Raw genomic sequence first — 15,405 nt, 5'->3', positions numbered from 1 at the left:
TTCCCAATCATATGCCGATAAATTGAAGTAGAAATGCATACATAACATATACGCTCACAAGGGGGAGCAATTGGAACGATGAATAGTTTGTTTATGCGAATTTTTTTGTTTTTTTCCTGTTTGATGCTGGCTGCTGGGGCCATTTTAGGCATCACGATGTATCGGGCATCTGCTCAATTGGTTGAACAATCCATGGGGATGCAGGCACAGGCTGTAGCTGAACGGGCAGCCGCTTTGATCGATACGACACTGTATGCTCCACTCAGCACGGGGCAGGACAAAACGGCGTATTACGATACGCTGCGCGCACAACTTAGCCAGTTGCGTGAAGCCAACGGACTCAAATATTTGTACACACTTGGCACACGCGAGGAAAGTGGAAAGGCTGCGTATTATTACGTGGTAGACGGGGCCGCGCCGGATGTAGCCGAGGATGATTTTTCCCCATACGGTACAAAAGAGGAAACACTGTACGATGGCATGCTTCAAGCCTTTGCACAAGACACATCGGTTCGCGGAGAGCTTACTCGGGATGAAGATTACGGGGCTACGATTACCGCTTATGTACCGATTCATGGATCAGATGGCAAGATGTTAGGTATTGTAGGCGCAGATCTGGACTCTACCGCTGTCTATGCACTCATGTCGAGCAACCGCATCACGATGGTCTGGACAGCGCTGGCGATTGTATTGCTCAGTGTATTGCTGGTGTATATTTTCGCACGTTATCTAACAAGGCCACTGGTGAAGCTGAAACAGCTCATTACCGAAGTGGGAAAAGGGGACCTCACCGTCAACGTGGAGCTTGGACGCAAAGACGAAATTGGCCAGCTCGCTTCCGAGTTCAAACACCTGGTCACGGATACCCGGCAAGTCATGACGGGCATTCGCCAAAGCTCGGATTCCCTGCTTCACGCCGCAGAAGGTGTATCCCGGCATTCCCAGGCAACGGCCGAGGCCAGTCAGCGGATTGCAGAGCACACGAATCATACTGCACAGGGGGCTTCCGAACAGGTGGTACGCGCTGGAGAAGTCACTGTAGCCATGGAAGAAATCACACGTAGCATGCAGCATATTGCTCATTCTTCTTCCAGAGTTGCCGACGTATCACAGCAGACAACGAATGCTGCCCTTCAAGGACAGGCGAAGCTGGATACAGCCATCCGCAGCATGGACGGGATTCATCAGGCCAACGTACAGATGGTCGCATCGACGACCCAGCTTACAGATTACTCCAGCCAGATTGAATCGGTTGCCCACTTGATGAAAAATATTGCTTCACAGACGAATCTGCTCGCACTCAATGCCAGTATTGAAGCAGCCCGTGCAGGTGAACACGGTAATGGTTTCGCCGTAGTCGCTTCCGAGGTCCGCAAGCTTGCAGGAGAATCCGAGCAATCTTCACAACATGTAGCCGAGTTGATTGCCGAGATGACACGTCAGACCTCTTTGCTTGCGGAACATATGTCGGCAAGCACTACAGCCGTGCAATCCGGTCTGACTGTTGTGCAAGAAGCAGGTCAATCGTTCTCCTCCATTCATGGCGGCATTGAAACGATCAACGAGCGCCTGCATGAAGTGTCCGCAGCTTCTGAACAGCTGTCAGCAAGCTCAGAGGAAGTGTCGGCATCCATTGACAACATGGAACACATCTCGCGAGAATCATCATCCAGCATCCAGAAGGTATCTCAGGCTGCCGAAACGCAGCTGCAATCCATGGGCGAGATCAGTGACTCCGCCGAGTCGCTGCGTGTTTTATCCAGCGAGCTGAATGGCCTGATCAGCCGCTTTAAGATCTAGTTCGGTGCCCGCTTGCTCCACACCAAAAAGCCGCATGGCCGTGATCCACATCATCGGGGTTCTTCCCGATCATCGGAACACAGCCTGCGGCTTTCTTTAGCTCTTACCTTTCTACCGATTAGTATCTTTGATGCGTATCGTAGAAAGGTCTTTTAATCTTACATGAAGGTCAGCCCTACGGCTGCCGATCATTAGTAACGCTGCGGAGCAGCTTTTTTCCCCAAATCAGTCATGTATGTGAAGAATGCTTCCGGATCTGTATCATAGACCAGTTGCACCGGACGTCCGTCCGCCTGCTCCACCGTGCGGCCTTGGCTCGGGCCATCCGGAATGACGATGCAATTCACGGTTTTTTTCTTCACGATGTCCTCGCGACCTACGGAAGCCGTAGTCAACACATCCCACAGATAATACGTGGAATTGGTTTCACTGTACACCAGTGGCGGACATCCTGCATAACAGTTCCCCAGGAAATCCACACCTTCGAAGCGGCGTTCTGCTGCCCAGCGGTTACGGACTGCGGGTGTAAGAGGTACTTTGTTTGTGCTTTCGAGTGCGACCAGATCAATCTGGATGCCGCTCTGCCATACGCGATAAGCTGCTTCCGGGTCCCAGAATACGTTCCATTCCGCCGTACCGTCATGCTCCGGCTCTTCTACGTTTCCGCGTTCAAATGTACCGCCCATCCATACCAGCTTGTCGATTTTCTCTTCGATGTCCGGTGCTTCGTCCAGCGCACGCGCGAGGTCCGTCAGCGGGCCTGTGAACAACAACAGCGTTTTGCCTTCAGTATTGCGTACTTTCTCAATCAGATGCTGATGTGCAGGAATAGCGGAGAGCGGTGCTTCCATTTTGCCGGATTCATTCAGCACAGGCAGTGCATCTACATAGAATGAGTGCAGTCTCCATGCAGCTGGAAACGGGTTTTTTCCTCTGGAATTGGATTTAGCCACTTCAATAGAATACGTCCCGAAACGATCGATAATTTTACGGCTCGCATCGGTTGCCGGCTCCAAATATCCGTCTGCCGGAATAACCGATACACCGGTTACGTTTACATTGTCCATTTGCAGAAGCATAAACAGCGATACGAGATCATCCACGCCGCCGTCATGATTGAAATACACATTCAGTTTGTTCGTCATGCTTGCTTTCATCCTTCCTCTGGTTACCCCATTGATGTGAACTTGTCCGTCTGCTCAAGGCCGACGCTTCTTCTATTATGTCCCATAACCCTAAGCCGAGTAAACCTTCCACACCCAAAGAATCCCGTATCTATAGCATCCCCTGCGCATTTTTACCAGCTTATCCATTCCATCTCAGACATACAAACCCAAGGCTCTCGCCTCTGGTAAAAAGAAAGATGGACCACGGGCATCAAGCCCCGCCGTCCATCTGCCCCTCCTCCTGAATTACAGGGATCGGGTTGGTTTCTTCTCTTGCTTCTCGGCAATCTCCGTATACTTGCCTGGCCAGAAAGCCCATTTGCCCAGCAACGCTGTAATCGCTGGCACCATGAACGGACGAACCAGGAACGTATCGAGCATAACACCTACCGCGGTAATAATCCCGAACTGCACCAGCACCTGAATCGGCAAGGTTGCCAGAACGGCGAACGTACCCGCCAGAATCAGACCTGCAGAGGTAATGACCGAACCCGTCTCGCCTACACCTTCTCTAATCGCCTGGCGAAGCGGCATCGTTTTGCGTTTCTGCCAGATGCTTGAGATCATGAAGATGTTATAATCCTCGCCGAGTGCTACGAGGAAGACAAAGGAGTACAGCGGGATGGCTCCCTGAATCGCTTCTGCTCCAAGTCCATAGTGGATAATGATCCAGCCTAGGCCCAGTGCGGAGAAATACGAAAGGACTACAGTGACAATCAGGTATGCGGTCGCAACAACCGAGCGCAGATAGAGCAGCAGTAAGAGCGTAATCATACCGATCACGACCGGAATAATAATCTTTGCATCCCGCTCTCCAGCGACTTCGATATCATATTGTTCAGCTGTCTGTCCATCAATCCAGACTTGTTGATCGAAGTTAGTAACTCCGGCATCTTTCAATGCCGCTTCGGCCGTAGCTCGCAAGTCAGGAATATGCTGCATCGCTTCAATGGAGTAAGGATTGAGATTGAACTCTACGTTATACGCCGTAATGTTGGCATTCTCCGTGCCTTGCTGCGGGTCTCCCACCTTGCTGATATAATCCAGTGATTCGAGACGTGTTTTCAGATCTGTCTCTTTGCCCCCGGCATCCACGATCACTTTAACTGGAGCGAGCTCTCCTTGCGAAAATTGCTCCCCAATGACCTTAAAGCCTTCGCGGGAAGGTACATTTTCCGGGAAGGAAGATAACAAGTCGTACGTAAATTTCACCTGAGTTGAAAATGCAGCTAGTCCACCGAGCAGCACTACCGTAATCGCCAAAACCGTCCAAGGTTTAGTCGTTACGATGCGTCCGATCCAGCTTTCACGGACTTTACGCGGAGCCGGAGCCGGTTTGCCTTTTTTCTTCGCCCGCTCCACTTCCATCTCGTGAGTACGTGGAACGAATGGATAGAATGATCCACGTCCGAAAATGGCAAGTAGCGCCGGAACCAGTGTCAGGCTTGCAATAAACATGATGAAGATGGACAGACTGAAAGGCACGGCAAAACGATGATATGCACCGTATTCAGCTAACAGCAATACGAGTAGAGCTGCGACAACCGTAAATCCACTCATCGCAATCGCGCCGGATGATCCGGTAATCGCTTGGAATATAGCTTTCTTTTTATCCTGCTCATGATAGAGAATTTGACGGTATCTGGAGATCATGAACAGACAGTAGTCCGTACCTGCTCCGAAGAGTAATACAGTCATGATGGAGATCGACTGGGCGTCAACTGTAATCCAGCCTTGATCCGCCATAAATCCTAGAATCGGACTAGTGACCATATAGGCGAAGCCTACGGCAATAATCGGAATAATCGCTAACACCGGTGAACGGTAGATCAGCAAGAGCAACACGAGTACAAGCACGACAGTTGCGATGAGCAGAGACACATCGGCGGATGAGAACAATCCGCTTGCATCAATCGATATGCCCACTGGTCCAGTTACGCGTGCAATTAACTTGCCTTCAGTATCTATAGCCGTATCAAATGGATTCATGCCGAAGATGGCTTTTGTTTTCTCCTCTAACCCTTCGACACCTGCCTTCAGTTGCTCTGAATCGGCATCTTTGTTGAAAAACAGCGGCATGACGATGGTGCTTCCGTCTTCCGAAAGCTGACCTTTAATCGCCTGCGGTGGCAGCTGATAGAGCGGTACAACCGACTGTTGCTGCTCCACCGGGTCTTGATCCAATCGCTCGGTTAACGCCTGAATCTGCTGGATCTGATCCTCTGTGAGTCCGGCAGAGTTACGCCAGACAATCAGCGCGGGTAAGCCCTCGCCGCCAGGGAATTCCTTTTTCGCTAAAGCAGCGGCCTGTACAGATGGTTTCGAATCACTTAAATCTTGTGCGTTGTTGGTCTCACGCTGATTTACTGCGGGCCACACCAGACCAAGTACAACCGCAATGATAATCCATACGAGCAGTGTCACCCATTTACTTCGTTTGCCCGCTACGAAGCGGCCATAACCTGAACCTTCCTGCATGGTCTATTCATCTCCCTAGTTTTGTTTTAATCCATATAAGTTGAACAGAAAGATGGTTTGCACAGACACTTCGATGACAGAATAACCTGGAAAGTAGCTGTGCAAAATATATAGTTCAACTCATACGAGAAATCTTTTTATCAAAAATAGCTTTTAAATTAATGTCATGGCATGGAAATGAACCATGGGTCATAATATAATCGAGTTAATTATATATACCGGAAGGTTAATTATGCAATCCCTAATTTTTTGAAAAGTCACAATACGTATTTTATCCGTAAATGAGGTCGAGTATGATGAACAAAAAAACAAGAAAAGAAGCACGCCCGACGCGTGCTCCAGGCAGACCCAAAACAGGTACAGATCAAGCTTCCGCCTACAATAACATCCTAATGACGGCCTCACGGCTGTTTATGGAATACGGATACGAAGCCGTTTCCCTTCAGCAGATCGCTTCGTTATGTCAGGTGACCAAAGCATCGATCTATTATCATTTTTCGAGCAAACCGGAACTGTTCACCATAGCCATTACCCGTATGATGGCGATGGGTATGCAGCAGACAACACTGCGGCTTGAAGAACCCGGCACGTTGTACGAACGGCTGGTCAACGTGGCGGCTGCCAAGATGCAACAGTCTCATGTGGATACGGAAACGATGATGCGTGAAGCCGAAACGTATCTGAATGCCGACCAGTTTGCTCAGATTCGGGATGCAGAACATCGTATCTTCGAAGTTCTCGCTACACATTTCCAGCGTGAGATGGACAACGGGTATTTGAGAGAAGCCAACCCCTTGTTGCTTGCTCAGGCCTTCACGTCCCTGTTGATGTTAGCCAACCGTGAAGATGTACGCCGTATGCACGATACGATTGCCGAACTGGCCGAGGAACTCGTCGGACTCTTTTTGAACGGAGCAGTTAAACATCCATAGGATGATTAGACGTGTAAACACAACTTACCCATGTGCGCATCTGGAGAACATTTAGTAAGGTTTCAGTGATCGTTAAATCGACCGAATGGCTAGTGTAACCTTGACTTAAATCAACAGATAGTCTCCCATACACGCGCCAGCGCGGCGATGCCTGGCTCGATGTTCTCTGCTTCAATGCCGGCAAATCCGATGATAAACTCTCTTTTGCCGTCAGCAGGAGCACTTCCGTCTGCCCACAGATACTCCGTCGAGGCCACACGTATACCCATCTCTAACGCCTTAGCCACCATATTGTCGGCTGGATTCGGGTTAATCAGCCTTAAGACCAGATGGAATCCGGCGTGTTCGCCCTTAAGTTCAATTCCTGGTTGATCGCCGAAATGCTGCTGAATGGCCTGCACAGTCAGGTCATGTTTGCGTTTATACAGATTGCGCATTTTACGAATATGTTTACCCAGCTCTCCTTCCCGCATGAATAACTCCAATGTCCGCTGATGCAGACGTGAAGCTGACTGTTCGAACAGAACCGTTCGATAAACCTCGCCAAAATGAGGAACGAGTTCCTTCGGGAGAACCATGTAATGCACGCAAAAAGCAGGGGCAAGCACCTGAGAGAATCCTCCCATGTAGATAACAGGTGCGTTCTCCCGCAGTCCCTGCATCGAAGAAATAGGACGACCGGAATATCTGAATTCGCCGTCATAATCATCCTCAATCAGATAGGCCCCGGAACGTTCCGCCCAGTCCAGCAAGGCGAGTCTGCGGCTGATGGGCATCGGCATACCCATGGGAAACTGATGCGACGGGGATACACCAGCCAGTGACACATCTGCCTGATCCAGTTCATCCAGATTTATGCCTTCGCTGTCCAGTGAGATTGGGATAATCTCATATCCATAATTCCGAAAGGTTCCAGGTAACAGGCGATACCCGGGGTTCTCCACGGCAATTGATCTAACCCCACCTTTGCGAAGCAAAGTCTGTGTAAGCAAGGACATGAGCAGATGTTGCTCTGCACCTATTACAATCTGCTCAGGTATACAACGAACTCCTCTAAATTGTCCTAGATAGGCCGCAATTTCATTGCGCAGTCCCCACTCACCCTGCGGGTTTCCGTAAAATAATAGACCTCTTGATTCTTCACGCCAAACCCGGTTCGCGTACTGCTGCCATTTCATATAAGGAAACAGGCTAAAATCATTATGCGACATGTGAAAATCATAGGTAACATTCGTCACCGGACGCAAGCTCAGTAAATCTGGTGATACTACTGTAGAGCCTGCCTGACCCTGTTTGTTATTTGTACGGGCATAGTTAACCCCTTTTTCATTTTCTGCCGTATGTATATCGGACTTCCCCAGTAACATATCGTGATAACCTTCAACAACAGCTCGAACGCGGTAACCTCTTCGCGGCTCGCTATATACGTATCCTTCCGCAATAAGTTGCTGGTATGCCGCTTCCACTGGTGTTGTGCTTATGCCCAGCAGTTCTGCCCATTTTCGTACAGAAGGAAGGCGGCTGTGTTCCACCAATTCCCCGCGGAAAATCTCCCGTTTGATATGATCCGAAAGCTGAATATAGACGGGTACACTGTCGTGCTCATCAAGTTTAGGTAATTGCATCATAACTGACTCACTCCATCTGTCCTTTTCATTTTGTTAAAACTGTATATTTGGAAGTATACAGTATTGGGATATACTCATGTCAGAAGTAAGGACTTACAAACAATATTCAGGCGAAACAACACGCTATATGCCTTACAGGCCCCGCAAGTTTGCTTGAATAGATCAGGAGGAGAACAAACCTATGTCACACCCTACATCTACAAATCGCATCGCCAAACTCATGCAGACCGAACGCATTTACCTGCGCCCATTCGATATCACCGATGTGGATGCTTACTATCCAAGCCTGTTTGAGCCCGAAATGCGTAAACAAACAGGAACTCAAGCGAGCTTTATCCGTTCTCAGGTTGAAAAGTATGTAGAGAGTTTAGCTCAAGACGACTCACGCCTGAACCTGCTTATTGCATTACAAAACACAGACGAAATCATCGGCGATGTCGCCCTGATGGACATGCATGCCAAAAATCGCAGTGCACATATTCGCATCGCCATTGATCAGCCAGCTAACCAAGGCAAGGGATATGGTAGTGAAGCCTTGCTACTTATGCTGGACTACGGCTTCGGCATTGCCAATCTGCATCGGATCGAACTGGATGTCTTTGCGTTTAACGAACGCGCCATTCATACGTATGAGAAGCTCGGCTTCCAGCGTGAAGGCGTGAAGCGGGACATGTTGTACTACAATCACCAGTATCATGATGCCATTCTGATGAGCATTCTTGAGCATGAGTTCCGGGAGAAACATCTGAAAATAGACAAATGATAGAGTTCACGCAAAAAATACAAAAACCGGGGAGGTTATTCCTCCGCCCCGGTCAGGAAATGCAGATGACCCGCCAGCACCGACAGCTCGGCGGGTGTCTCCATGTACAATTCGCCATCCGTATCGGCCAGCATCGGTACATCTGTTTTTATTTTCAACGTCGACGCCTTGAAGTAGGAAATACTCTCATTCCGCGGTTGCCATTCTCCCTCTGGCTTATGTGAAAGCACCTCACGCAGAAGTGGAATGCCTGTCTCATGAATAATAAGCACATCCAACTTACCATCCTGCAACGCATCCGGAGCAAAAGGTAACGCATTCGTGCCCAGAAAACGTCCATTCGCCGCGTAGATCATCACCGCTTCGCCTGTTGTCCGCTCTCCATCGATCTCTAGCTCATACTGAAATGGATCGGAACGGGTTATCGTCTGGAGTGTGCTGATGAAATAACTGACTTTGCCGAGCGCCCCTTTTAAATTCTCGTTAATGTTCTGTGAAGCCTCACTGATGAGCCCTATTCCGAAAAAGTTCGTAAACACCCGATCATCTGCTCGTCCCACATCCACCGAGATAACTCGACCTGACAGCATCTCTTGTGCTGCTGTCTCCGCATCCGGGGAAATCCCAAGTGATCGTGCAAAATCATTACATGTACCGCCTGGAAGTACGCCGATCTGTGGAGGATTTTGCAAGGATGCCAGCCCGTTTACACACTCATGCACCGTACCATCGCCGCCTAGAATAAACACCACATCGAACTCTTCCCCGCGCTTCCGGCACAGCTTCTCTCCTTCACCCGGTTCATCCGTACGAACCACGACCAATTCATGAATAGCTGGAGCAAGTACGCCTGTGACCAGACCTAATGTATTCTCCCGGTTGGCTTTCCCTGCATGAAGATGATGTATTAACAAGGCTTTATTCCATTCCATGCTGCTTTCCTCCATTCCAATGCTTGTTTCCCTTTACCCAAAAAGGTTGAAGTGATAAACAAAACCATGGCTCAGCGCATGATCGTGACATGCGAACCGTGGTTGTGAAGGTGAAACTTCATATGAAGAAGCGACAGACGGAATATGCATCGTTTTTGTTGTTCATGCGTAATACCAGATAGCTGTACAGGACAAGCTACTTTCATTCATTTTTGGCAACGTGAGTTGTATTTTATTTTATAAAAATAAAGCTTCTGTTCTGTCTGGAGCCACATGATTACCATCCTTTATTATCATGGTTTCGCATCTCCGGTCTTATAGCCATTACCTGCTTTAACCGGATGTATGCATGAGAAAAAAGGTTCCTCCGCAACCTATGAGATATAAGCAACAACTTCGCGGGAGCAACCCATTCAATTCGCTTCAAAACGGTTATATGTACACTATACACGAATGGAGGAATTCCCTATGATTCCAGCTACAATGGAGCAATTAGAGCAAGTTCGCAAGGAATGCCGTACGATGGTTCGCAAAAGAGCAACCGCTTCTGCTGGCTCCACACTCGTACCTCTTCCCGGTACAGATGTCATCGCTGATGTGGGCATGCTGATGCAGCTGTTACCTGCCATTAACAATAAATTCGGATTATCTCAAAAACAGCTCGACGGCATGGACCCTGAGACGAAGTCCATGATTTACGGATTTGTGATGTCGATCGGGAGTAAAATCATCGGCCGCATGGTCACGAAGGAACTGGTCGTTCAGGTGCTCAAACGGGTGGGTGTACGAGTAGCGACTAAATCGGTCGCCAAGTTTGTTCCGTTTGCGGGGCAAGGTCTCGCCGCAGCTCTCAGCTTCACTGCCATGCGGTATGTGGGCAACAAACATATCGACGACTGTTATGAAGTGGTTAAACGTATGATTGAACAGCGCGAAGGCCTGCCTGGTGAACCGGCAACGGCATCACTGGAGGAAGCTACCCGCCATGCTCTTGAGGGAGAGTTGCAGGACAAGACAGAACATGAAACGAATCCTCATCCAGATTTGGAAGAGGAAATCAAACAGGACCATCAGAGCACCAGCGAAGGTAAGAAGGGTTTCCTGTGGAGACCAAGGCTTAAATAGTACGTTAAATTGTCTTCCATACATTGCATATCTGCAAGCGAACATGGCTGGCGGGACAAGGCACAACATCTATCCGCAGGAAAACGTTGTGGCATAGCAGTGATAACACAAACGGGACGAAGCAGTGCAATGACTGCGACGTCCCGTTTGTTTGGATTTATGTTACACCAGAGGTGCGAAGAGCACCGTGGCGGAGGTTCTATTTTTCCAAAAAACTATGGTTCTAGACAATCCTGACGGGTCCTGACAGCCTTTTAGATATCCACTCTAGTCTGTTAGATCGCCTGCGGCTGCTGCTCCGTAAACTGACTGTTATACAGATCCGCATAGAAGCCCTGCTTCGCCATCAGTTCCTCATGATTGCCCTGCTCAATCACGTTACCATGATCCATGACAAGAATGAGATCGGCACCACGAATGGTAGACAAACGGTGAGCGATAACAAAACTTGTACGGTCTTGCATCAGCTCATTCATCGCTTTCTGGATAAAGACCTCGGTCCGTGTATCAACGCTACTGGTTGCTTCATCCAGAATCAGGATGGACGGGTTCGCCAGAATCGCTCTCGCAATCGTCAGCAGTTGTTTCTGACCTTGAGAGATATTGGACGCCTCTTCATTCAAAATCGTATCGTAACCGTCCGGCAGTGTGCGAATGAAATGATCAGCATGGGCAGCTACAGCGGCTTTAACCACTTCCTCTTCCGTTGCGCCTTCCCGTCCATACGCAATATTATCCCGGATTGTACCGTTAAACAGCCACGTATCCTGTAACACCATACCGAACAGACCGCGCAGATTACCACGGGACATGTCTTTAATGTTAATGCCATCAATGGTAATCCGGCCACTCTGGAGTTCATAGAACCGCATAAGCAAGTTAATCAGCGTTGTTTTCCCGGCACCTGTCGGTCCAACAATAGCTACAGTCTGACCTGGTGCAACATTAATATTCATATTGCGAATGAGCAGTTCATCTTCTTTATAGCCAAAATCCACTGTCTCAAAAGCTACAGCCCCTGTCGGGTAACGCAACGTTGCAGGTTGTTTGGCCTCTGGAACTTCCTCTTCCTCGTCCAGTAGTTCAAACACGCGCTCTGCCGAAGCAATCGTTGACTGAATAATGTTGGAGATGTTGGCAATCTGGTTAATCGGCTGTGTGAATTGCCGAGAATATTGTGTAAAGGCCAGAATATCCCCGATGGAGATCGAACCCCGAGTAACAAAAATCCCGCCGACCACACAGATCAACACATATCCCAGGTTTCCGACAAAGTTCATCAAGGGCATAATAATCCCGGAAATGAACTGGGCTTTCCAACCCGATGCATACAGTTCTTCATTCACTTTCTCAAATTGCTGTACAGATTGTTCCTCACGTCCAAAGGCTTTGACCACCTTGTGGCCTGTGTACATTTCTTCGACATGACCATTCAGTTCACCGAGTGACTTCTGCTGTCCGGCAAAATGTTTCTGCGAACGGGAAGCCACCAGCATAACCACAATGACACTAAGCGGTAAAGTCAAAATTGTAATCAGCGTCATCCATGGACTGATCGTCAGCATCATAATGATGACACCCACAATCGTCACCACGGACGTAATAAACTGGGCCAAACTTTGTTGCAGCGTGTTACTGATATTGTCCACGTCGTTGGTTGCACGGCTAAGCGTCTCACCATGTGTACGGGAATCGAAATATTTCAGTGGCAAACGTCCAACCTTGGCACTGATCTGCTCGCGCATATCATAGACGACCCGCTGAGCTACACCCGCCATCAGATATTGCTGTACATACGCAAAAGCAGCACTGAGCAGATAAAGTCCAAGCAACAGGTACAATACTCGCATCAGGGCTGGGAAATCAATCCCGGCTCCCTGCACACCCTGCATAATCGCAATGGCTCCATGGGCAAGAATATCTGTACCCTCTGCCATAATCTTCGGACTAATTATGCCAAACACGGTACTTAAAATGGCAGCGATCAAAACAAAGATCAGACGAGAGCTGTGTGGCCGAAGATACTGAACCAGGCGGCGCAGTGTGCCTTTGAAATCCTTCGCTTTCTCGACAGGAGGCCGCATGCCCATTCCGCCGCCAGGATGTCCTGGTCCGCTTGGGTTGCTCGGTGTTTTGCGTGGTGCTGTACGTTCACTCATGCGATCTCCTCCTCAGTCAGCTGGGAGGATACAATCTCGCGGTACACTTCATTGTTCTCCAGCAGCTCTCTATGTGTTCCCGAACCGACAATTTCACCCTCATCCATAACGAGAATACGATCTGCATCCATAACCGTGCTTACCCGCTGAGCTACGATCAGCACAGCCGCTTCCGTCGTTTCCGATTTGAGCGCAGCACGAAGTTTGGCATCCGTTTTAAAATCAAGGGCCGAGAAACTGTCATCGAAAATATAAATTTCAGGACGGCGAACGAGTGCGCGTGCAATGGACAAACGTTGTTTCTGTCCACCTGACACATTATTCCCGCCTTGTGCGATCAGGCTGTCATACCCTTCCTTCATCTCGGAGATGAAGTTTTCGGCTTGGGCCGTACGTGCCGCATGAATCACTTCGTCCATACTCGCATCATCCTTACCTTGCCGAATGTTATCTGCAACCGTACCGGTAAAAAGGACAGCTTTTTGCGGGACAAACCCGATTTTGGATCGAAGCTCTTCTTGTTTAAGCTCCCGCACATCGGTTCCATTCACACGCACAGTACCTTCGGTCACATCATAGAAACGCGGAATGAGGCTCAGCAATGTAGTTTTGCCTGAACCCGTTCCGCCGATAATCGCTGTCGTTTCACCGGAACGAGCCGTAAACGAAATATCGGACAACGCAGCATTTTCTGCACCCGGATAACGGAAAGTGACATGGTCAAACTCAATCGTTCCTTGCATCGATTTCATTGTGCGAGGCTGTGCAGGATCAGACAGATCAGGTTGCATATCCAGTACTTCATTGATCCGCTCAGCCGATGCTGATGCTCTTGGAATCATCACGAAAATCATGGACACCATAATCAGTGAGAACATAATCTGCATCGCATATTGTACAAAGGCAATCAGGGAACCAATGTTCATATGACCGCCATCAATACGCAGACCACCAAAGTACAGAATGGCTATCATCGAAAAGTTCATAACCAGCATCATCACTGGCATAACTGTCGCCATTAGGACATTGACCTTAATGGATGCATCTCTTAATTCCGTATTTGCCCCGTTGAAACGAACACGCTCATGCTCGCCACGGTTAAAAGAACGAACAACCCGGATACCTGTCAGCTGTTCACGCAGAACCAGATTAAGCCGGTCCAGCTTTTTCTGGATTTGCTTGAATAGCGGAAATCCTTTGGAACCGATTAAGGCGATTGCTCCTGCAAGTACAGGCAGAACAACCAGGAAGATGGTGGATAGCTTCGCGTCCTGAGAAACGGCCATGAAAATCCCCCCGATACACATCATCGGAGCCATAATCATCATGCGCAGCATCATCGTTAATACGTTCTGTACCTGTGTAATATCATTGGTTGTACGCGTAATCAGTGAAGCTGTGCCAAGCTTGTCGAATTCCTGCAGCGAGAAATTCTCAACATGCCGGAACACTCGGCTGCGTAGCTGTTTGGCAAATCCGCCCGCTGTGCGCGAAGACAGATAACTCGCGATAATGGAACATGTGGTTCCGCCAATGGCAATCAGCAGCATGAAACCGCCAATTTTCCAGATATAAGGTACATCACCTTTGACGATACCCAGGTTGACGATATCAGCCATTAACGTTGGCAGGTACAGCTCCGCCATCGTTTGCAGAAAGATGAGCGCCAAAATAAAAATAATCGGAATACGATAGGGCTTTAACATGCGAAATAACTTCATCATGGCGTATCATCTCCTTGTTCGGGTGTTTCTGTATCAGGTGCTTTATTGTCGTTTTCATGCCCTTCATCGTGACCGGAAACCTGTGCATCAAAGAAGGTATACACCTTGCTGAGCAGTTCAGCCAGTTGCAAACTATCCTCTTCGCCCAGATGTTCAACCAGTCTATTGAAGGTAGCCATTCGTTCTTCATGGGCTGCACGAATAATTGCTCGGCCTGCATCTGTAATTGTAATCCGCACCGCCCGCCGATCCTCGGGGTCCATCGTCCGCTCAACCAGCCCTTCATCCTCTAGGCCACGAATCACGGGCGTAATCGTTGGTGATTTCACACGCATTAATGCACTAATTTCGGACACTTTTAAACCCGGATGCTCCTGATTCAGATGGCTCTCGAAATCAGGCGGATTATCCCGCCAATCCATACGCTCCCCTGGATGTGCACCATGAAGCAAACAAGCGAGTACCATAATTTCATTGTGATTGCGCCCATGTGGCTTATGTTGTCTCCATTTGCCTTTGTTAAACTGCATAATGGAATATAAAAGCTTCTGGGCTACTGGATCAATCCCAGTCATCTCATCGTCCTCCTTCATCGGAACATCATGTCCCGTAAAACAATCAACGCCTGTCTATTAGATAGGACTTGTATTTAATAGCCTACCGATTTAATAGATGACCAATTTAATAGTTAATCAATT

11 protein-coding genes are annotated in these 15,405 nt (G+C 48.7%); 4 read left to right on the top strand and 7 right to left on the bottom strand.

All coding sequences use genetic code 11. The features are described from left to right. Nucleotides 1-78 precede the first annotated feature (78 nt). Entirely contained in the window at nt 79-1,800 is a 1,722-nt protein-coding gene (locus tag H7T88_RS18025) for a methyl-accepting chemotaxis protein (RefSeq protein ID WP_221789656.1), read from the top strand. A gap of 191 nt (nt 1,801-1,991) precedes the next feature. Here the strand turns inward: H7T88_RS18025 and H7T88_RS18020 are convergent, their stop codons facing one another. Both H7T88_RS18020 and H7T88_RS18015 read right to left on the bottom strand, forming a co-directional pair. Further along, nucleotides 1,992-2,945 carry a nucleoside hydrolase gene (locus H7T88_RS18020; RefSeq protein ID WP_090924098.1) on the bottom strand — a complete coding sequence of 318 codons (954 nt, stop codon included), beginning with the start codon at nt 2,943-2,945 and terminating at the stop codon, nt 1,992-1,994. Nucleotides 2,946-3,212: 267 nt separating this feature from the next. Then, a complete protein-coding gene (locus H7T88_RS18015) occupies nt 3,213-5,444 on the bottom strand; it encodes an MMPL family transporter (RefSeq protein ID WP_221789655.1) in 2,232 nt (743 codons plus the stop codon). 293 nt (nt 5,445-5,737) lie between these two features. Here H7T88_RS18015 and H7T88_RS18010 point away from each other — a divergent pair, with 293 nt between their 5' ends. Beyond that, nucleotides 5,738-6,376 (top strand): TetR/AcrR family transcriptional regulator, encoded by a 639-nt coding sequence (locus tag H7T88_RS18010; RefSeq protein ID WP_260510991.1) that lies wholly within the window; start codon nt 5,738-5,740, stop codon nt 6,374-6,376. A 110-nt stretch (nt 6,377-6,486) separates the two neighbouring features. On the opposite strand, the gene pdxR is transcribed toward H7T88_RS18010, so the two are convergent. After that, nucleotides 6,487-8,004 carry a MocR-like pyridoxine biosynthesis transcription factor PdxR gene (gene pdxR / locus H7T88_RS18005; RefSeq protein WP_221789654.1) on the bottom strand — a complete coding sequence of 506 codons (1,518 nt, stop codon included), beginning with the start codon at nt 8,002-8,004 and terminating at the stop codon, nt 6,487-6,489. Nucleotides 8,005-8,185: 181 nt separating this feature from the next. Between pdxR and H7T88_RS18000 the strand changes: the two genes are divergently transcribed. After that, nucleotides 8,186-8,767, top strand: coding sequence for a GNAT family N-acetyltransferase (locus H7T88_RS18000; protein ID WP_221789653.1), 582 nt, complete (start codon nt 8,186-8,188; stop codon nt 8,765-8,767). 35 nt (nt 8,768-8,802) lie between these two features. Here the strand turns inward: H7T88_RS18000 and H7T88_RS17995 are convergent, their stop codons facing one another. Beyond that, nucleotides 8,803-9,699, bottom strand: coding sequence for a diacylglycerol/lipid kinase family protein (locus tag H7T88_RS17995; RefSeq protein WP_221789652.1), 897 nt, complete (start codon nt 9,697-9,699; stop codon nt 8,803-8,805). Nucleotides 9,700-10,167: 468 nt separating this feature from the next. Between H7T88_RS17995 and H7T88_RS17990 the strand changes: the two genes are divergently transcribed. Continuing rightward, the gene (locus H7T88_RS17990; RefSeq protein WP_221789650.1) at nt 10,168-10,824 is read left to right on the top strand and encodes a hypothetical protein; all 657 of its coding nucleotides are present in this window, start codon (nt 10,168-10,170) and stop codon (nt 10,822-10,824) included. A 275-nt stretch (nt 10,825-11,099) separates the two neighbouring features. On the opposite strand, the gene H7T88_RS17985 is transcribed toward H7T88_RS17990, so the two are convergent. From H7T88_RS17985 to H7T88_RS17975, 3 genes are read right to left on the bottom strand one after another with little or no spacing between them, the layout of a single operon-like run. Beyond that, the gene (locus H7T88_RS17985; protein ID WP_221789648.1) at nt 11,100-12,983 is read right to left on the bottom strand and encodes an ABC transporter ATP-binding protein; all 1,884 of its coding nucleotides are present in this window, start codon (nt 12,981-12,983) and stop codon (nt 11,100-11,102) included. Then, nucleotides 12,980-14,707 carry an ABC transporter ATP-binding protein gene (locus tag H7T88_RS17980; protein WP_154890196.1) on the bottom strand — a complete coding sequence of 576 codons (1,728 nt, stop codon included), beginning with the start codon at nt 14,705-14,707 and terminating at the stop codon, nt 12,980-12,982. Before H7T88_RS17980 ends, H7T88_RS17985 begins: the two co-directional genes overlap by 4 nt. Continuing rightward, entirely contained in the window at nt 14,704-15,282 is a 579-nt protein-coding gene (locus tag H7T88_RS17975) for a MarR family winged helix-turn-helix transcriptional regulator (RefSeq protein WP_221789646.1), read from the bottom strand. Before H7T88_RS17975 ends, H7T88_RS17980 begins: the two co-directional genes overlap by 4 nt. Nucleotides 15,283-15,405 lie beyond the last annotated feature (123 nt).

The organism is Paenibacillus cucumis (ex Kampfer et al. 2016) (assembly GCF_019748695.1).
GTDB classification, from domain to species: Bacteria; Bacillota; Bacilli; order Paenibacillales; family Paenibacillaceae; genus Paenibacillus; species Paenibacillus polysaccharolyticus.
This window is presented reverse-complemented; position numbering and strand designations above follow the sequence as displayed.

What these genes read in the sequence shown, in the direction of transcription:
- H7T88_RS18025 (WP_221789656.1), top strand. Translation starts at nt 79, where the DNA reads ATGAATAGTTTGTTTATGCGAATTTTTTTGTTTTTTTCCTGTTTGATG.
- H7T88_RS18020 (WP_090924098.1), bottom strand. Translation starts at nt 2,945, where the DNA reads ATGACGAACAAACTGAATGTGTATTTCAATCATGACGGCGGCGTGGAT.
- H7T88_RS18015 (WP_221789655.1), bottom strand. Translation starts at nt 5,444, where the DNA reads ATGCAGGAAGGTTCAGGTTATGGCCGCTTCGTAGCGGGCAAACGAAGT.
- H7T88_RS18010 (WP_260510991.1), top strand. Translation starts at nt 5,738, where the DNA reads ATGATGAACAAAAAAACAAGAAAAGAAGCACGCCCGACGCGTGCTCCA.
- pdxR (WP_221789654.1), bottom strand. Translation starts at nt 8,004, where the DNA reads ATGATGCAATTACCTAAACTTGATGAGCACGACAGTGTACCCGTCTAT.
- H7T88_RS18000 (WP_221789653.1), top strand. Translation starts at nt 8,186, where the DNA reads ATGTCACACCCTACATCTACAAATCGCATCGCCAAACTCATGCAGACC.
- H7T88_RS17995 (WP_221789652.1), bottom strand. Translation starts at nt 9,699, where the DNA reads ATGGAATGGAATAAAGCCTTGTTAATACATCATCTTCATGCAGGGAAA.
- H7T88_RS17990 (WP_221789650.1), top strand. Translation starts at nt 10,168, where the DNA reads ATGATTCCAGCTACAATGGAGCAATTAGAGCAAGTTCGCAAGGAATGC.
- H7T88_RS17985 (WP_221789648.1), bottom strand. Translation starts at nt 12,983, where the DNA reads ATGAGTGAACGTACAGCACCACGCAAAACACCGAGCAACCCAAGCGGA.
- H7T88_RS17980 (WP_154890196.1), bottom strand. Translation starts at nt 14,707, where the DNA reads ATGATGAAGTTATTTCGCATGTTAAAGCCCTATCGTATTCCGATTATT.
- H7T88_RS17975 (WP_221789646.1), bottom strand. Translation starts at nt 15,282, where the DNA reads ATGACTGGGATTGATCCAGTAGCCCAGAAGCTTTTATATTCCATTATG.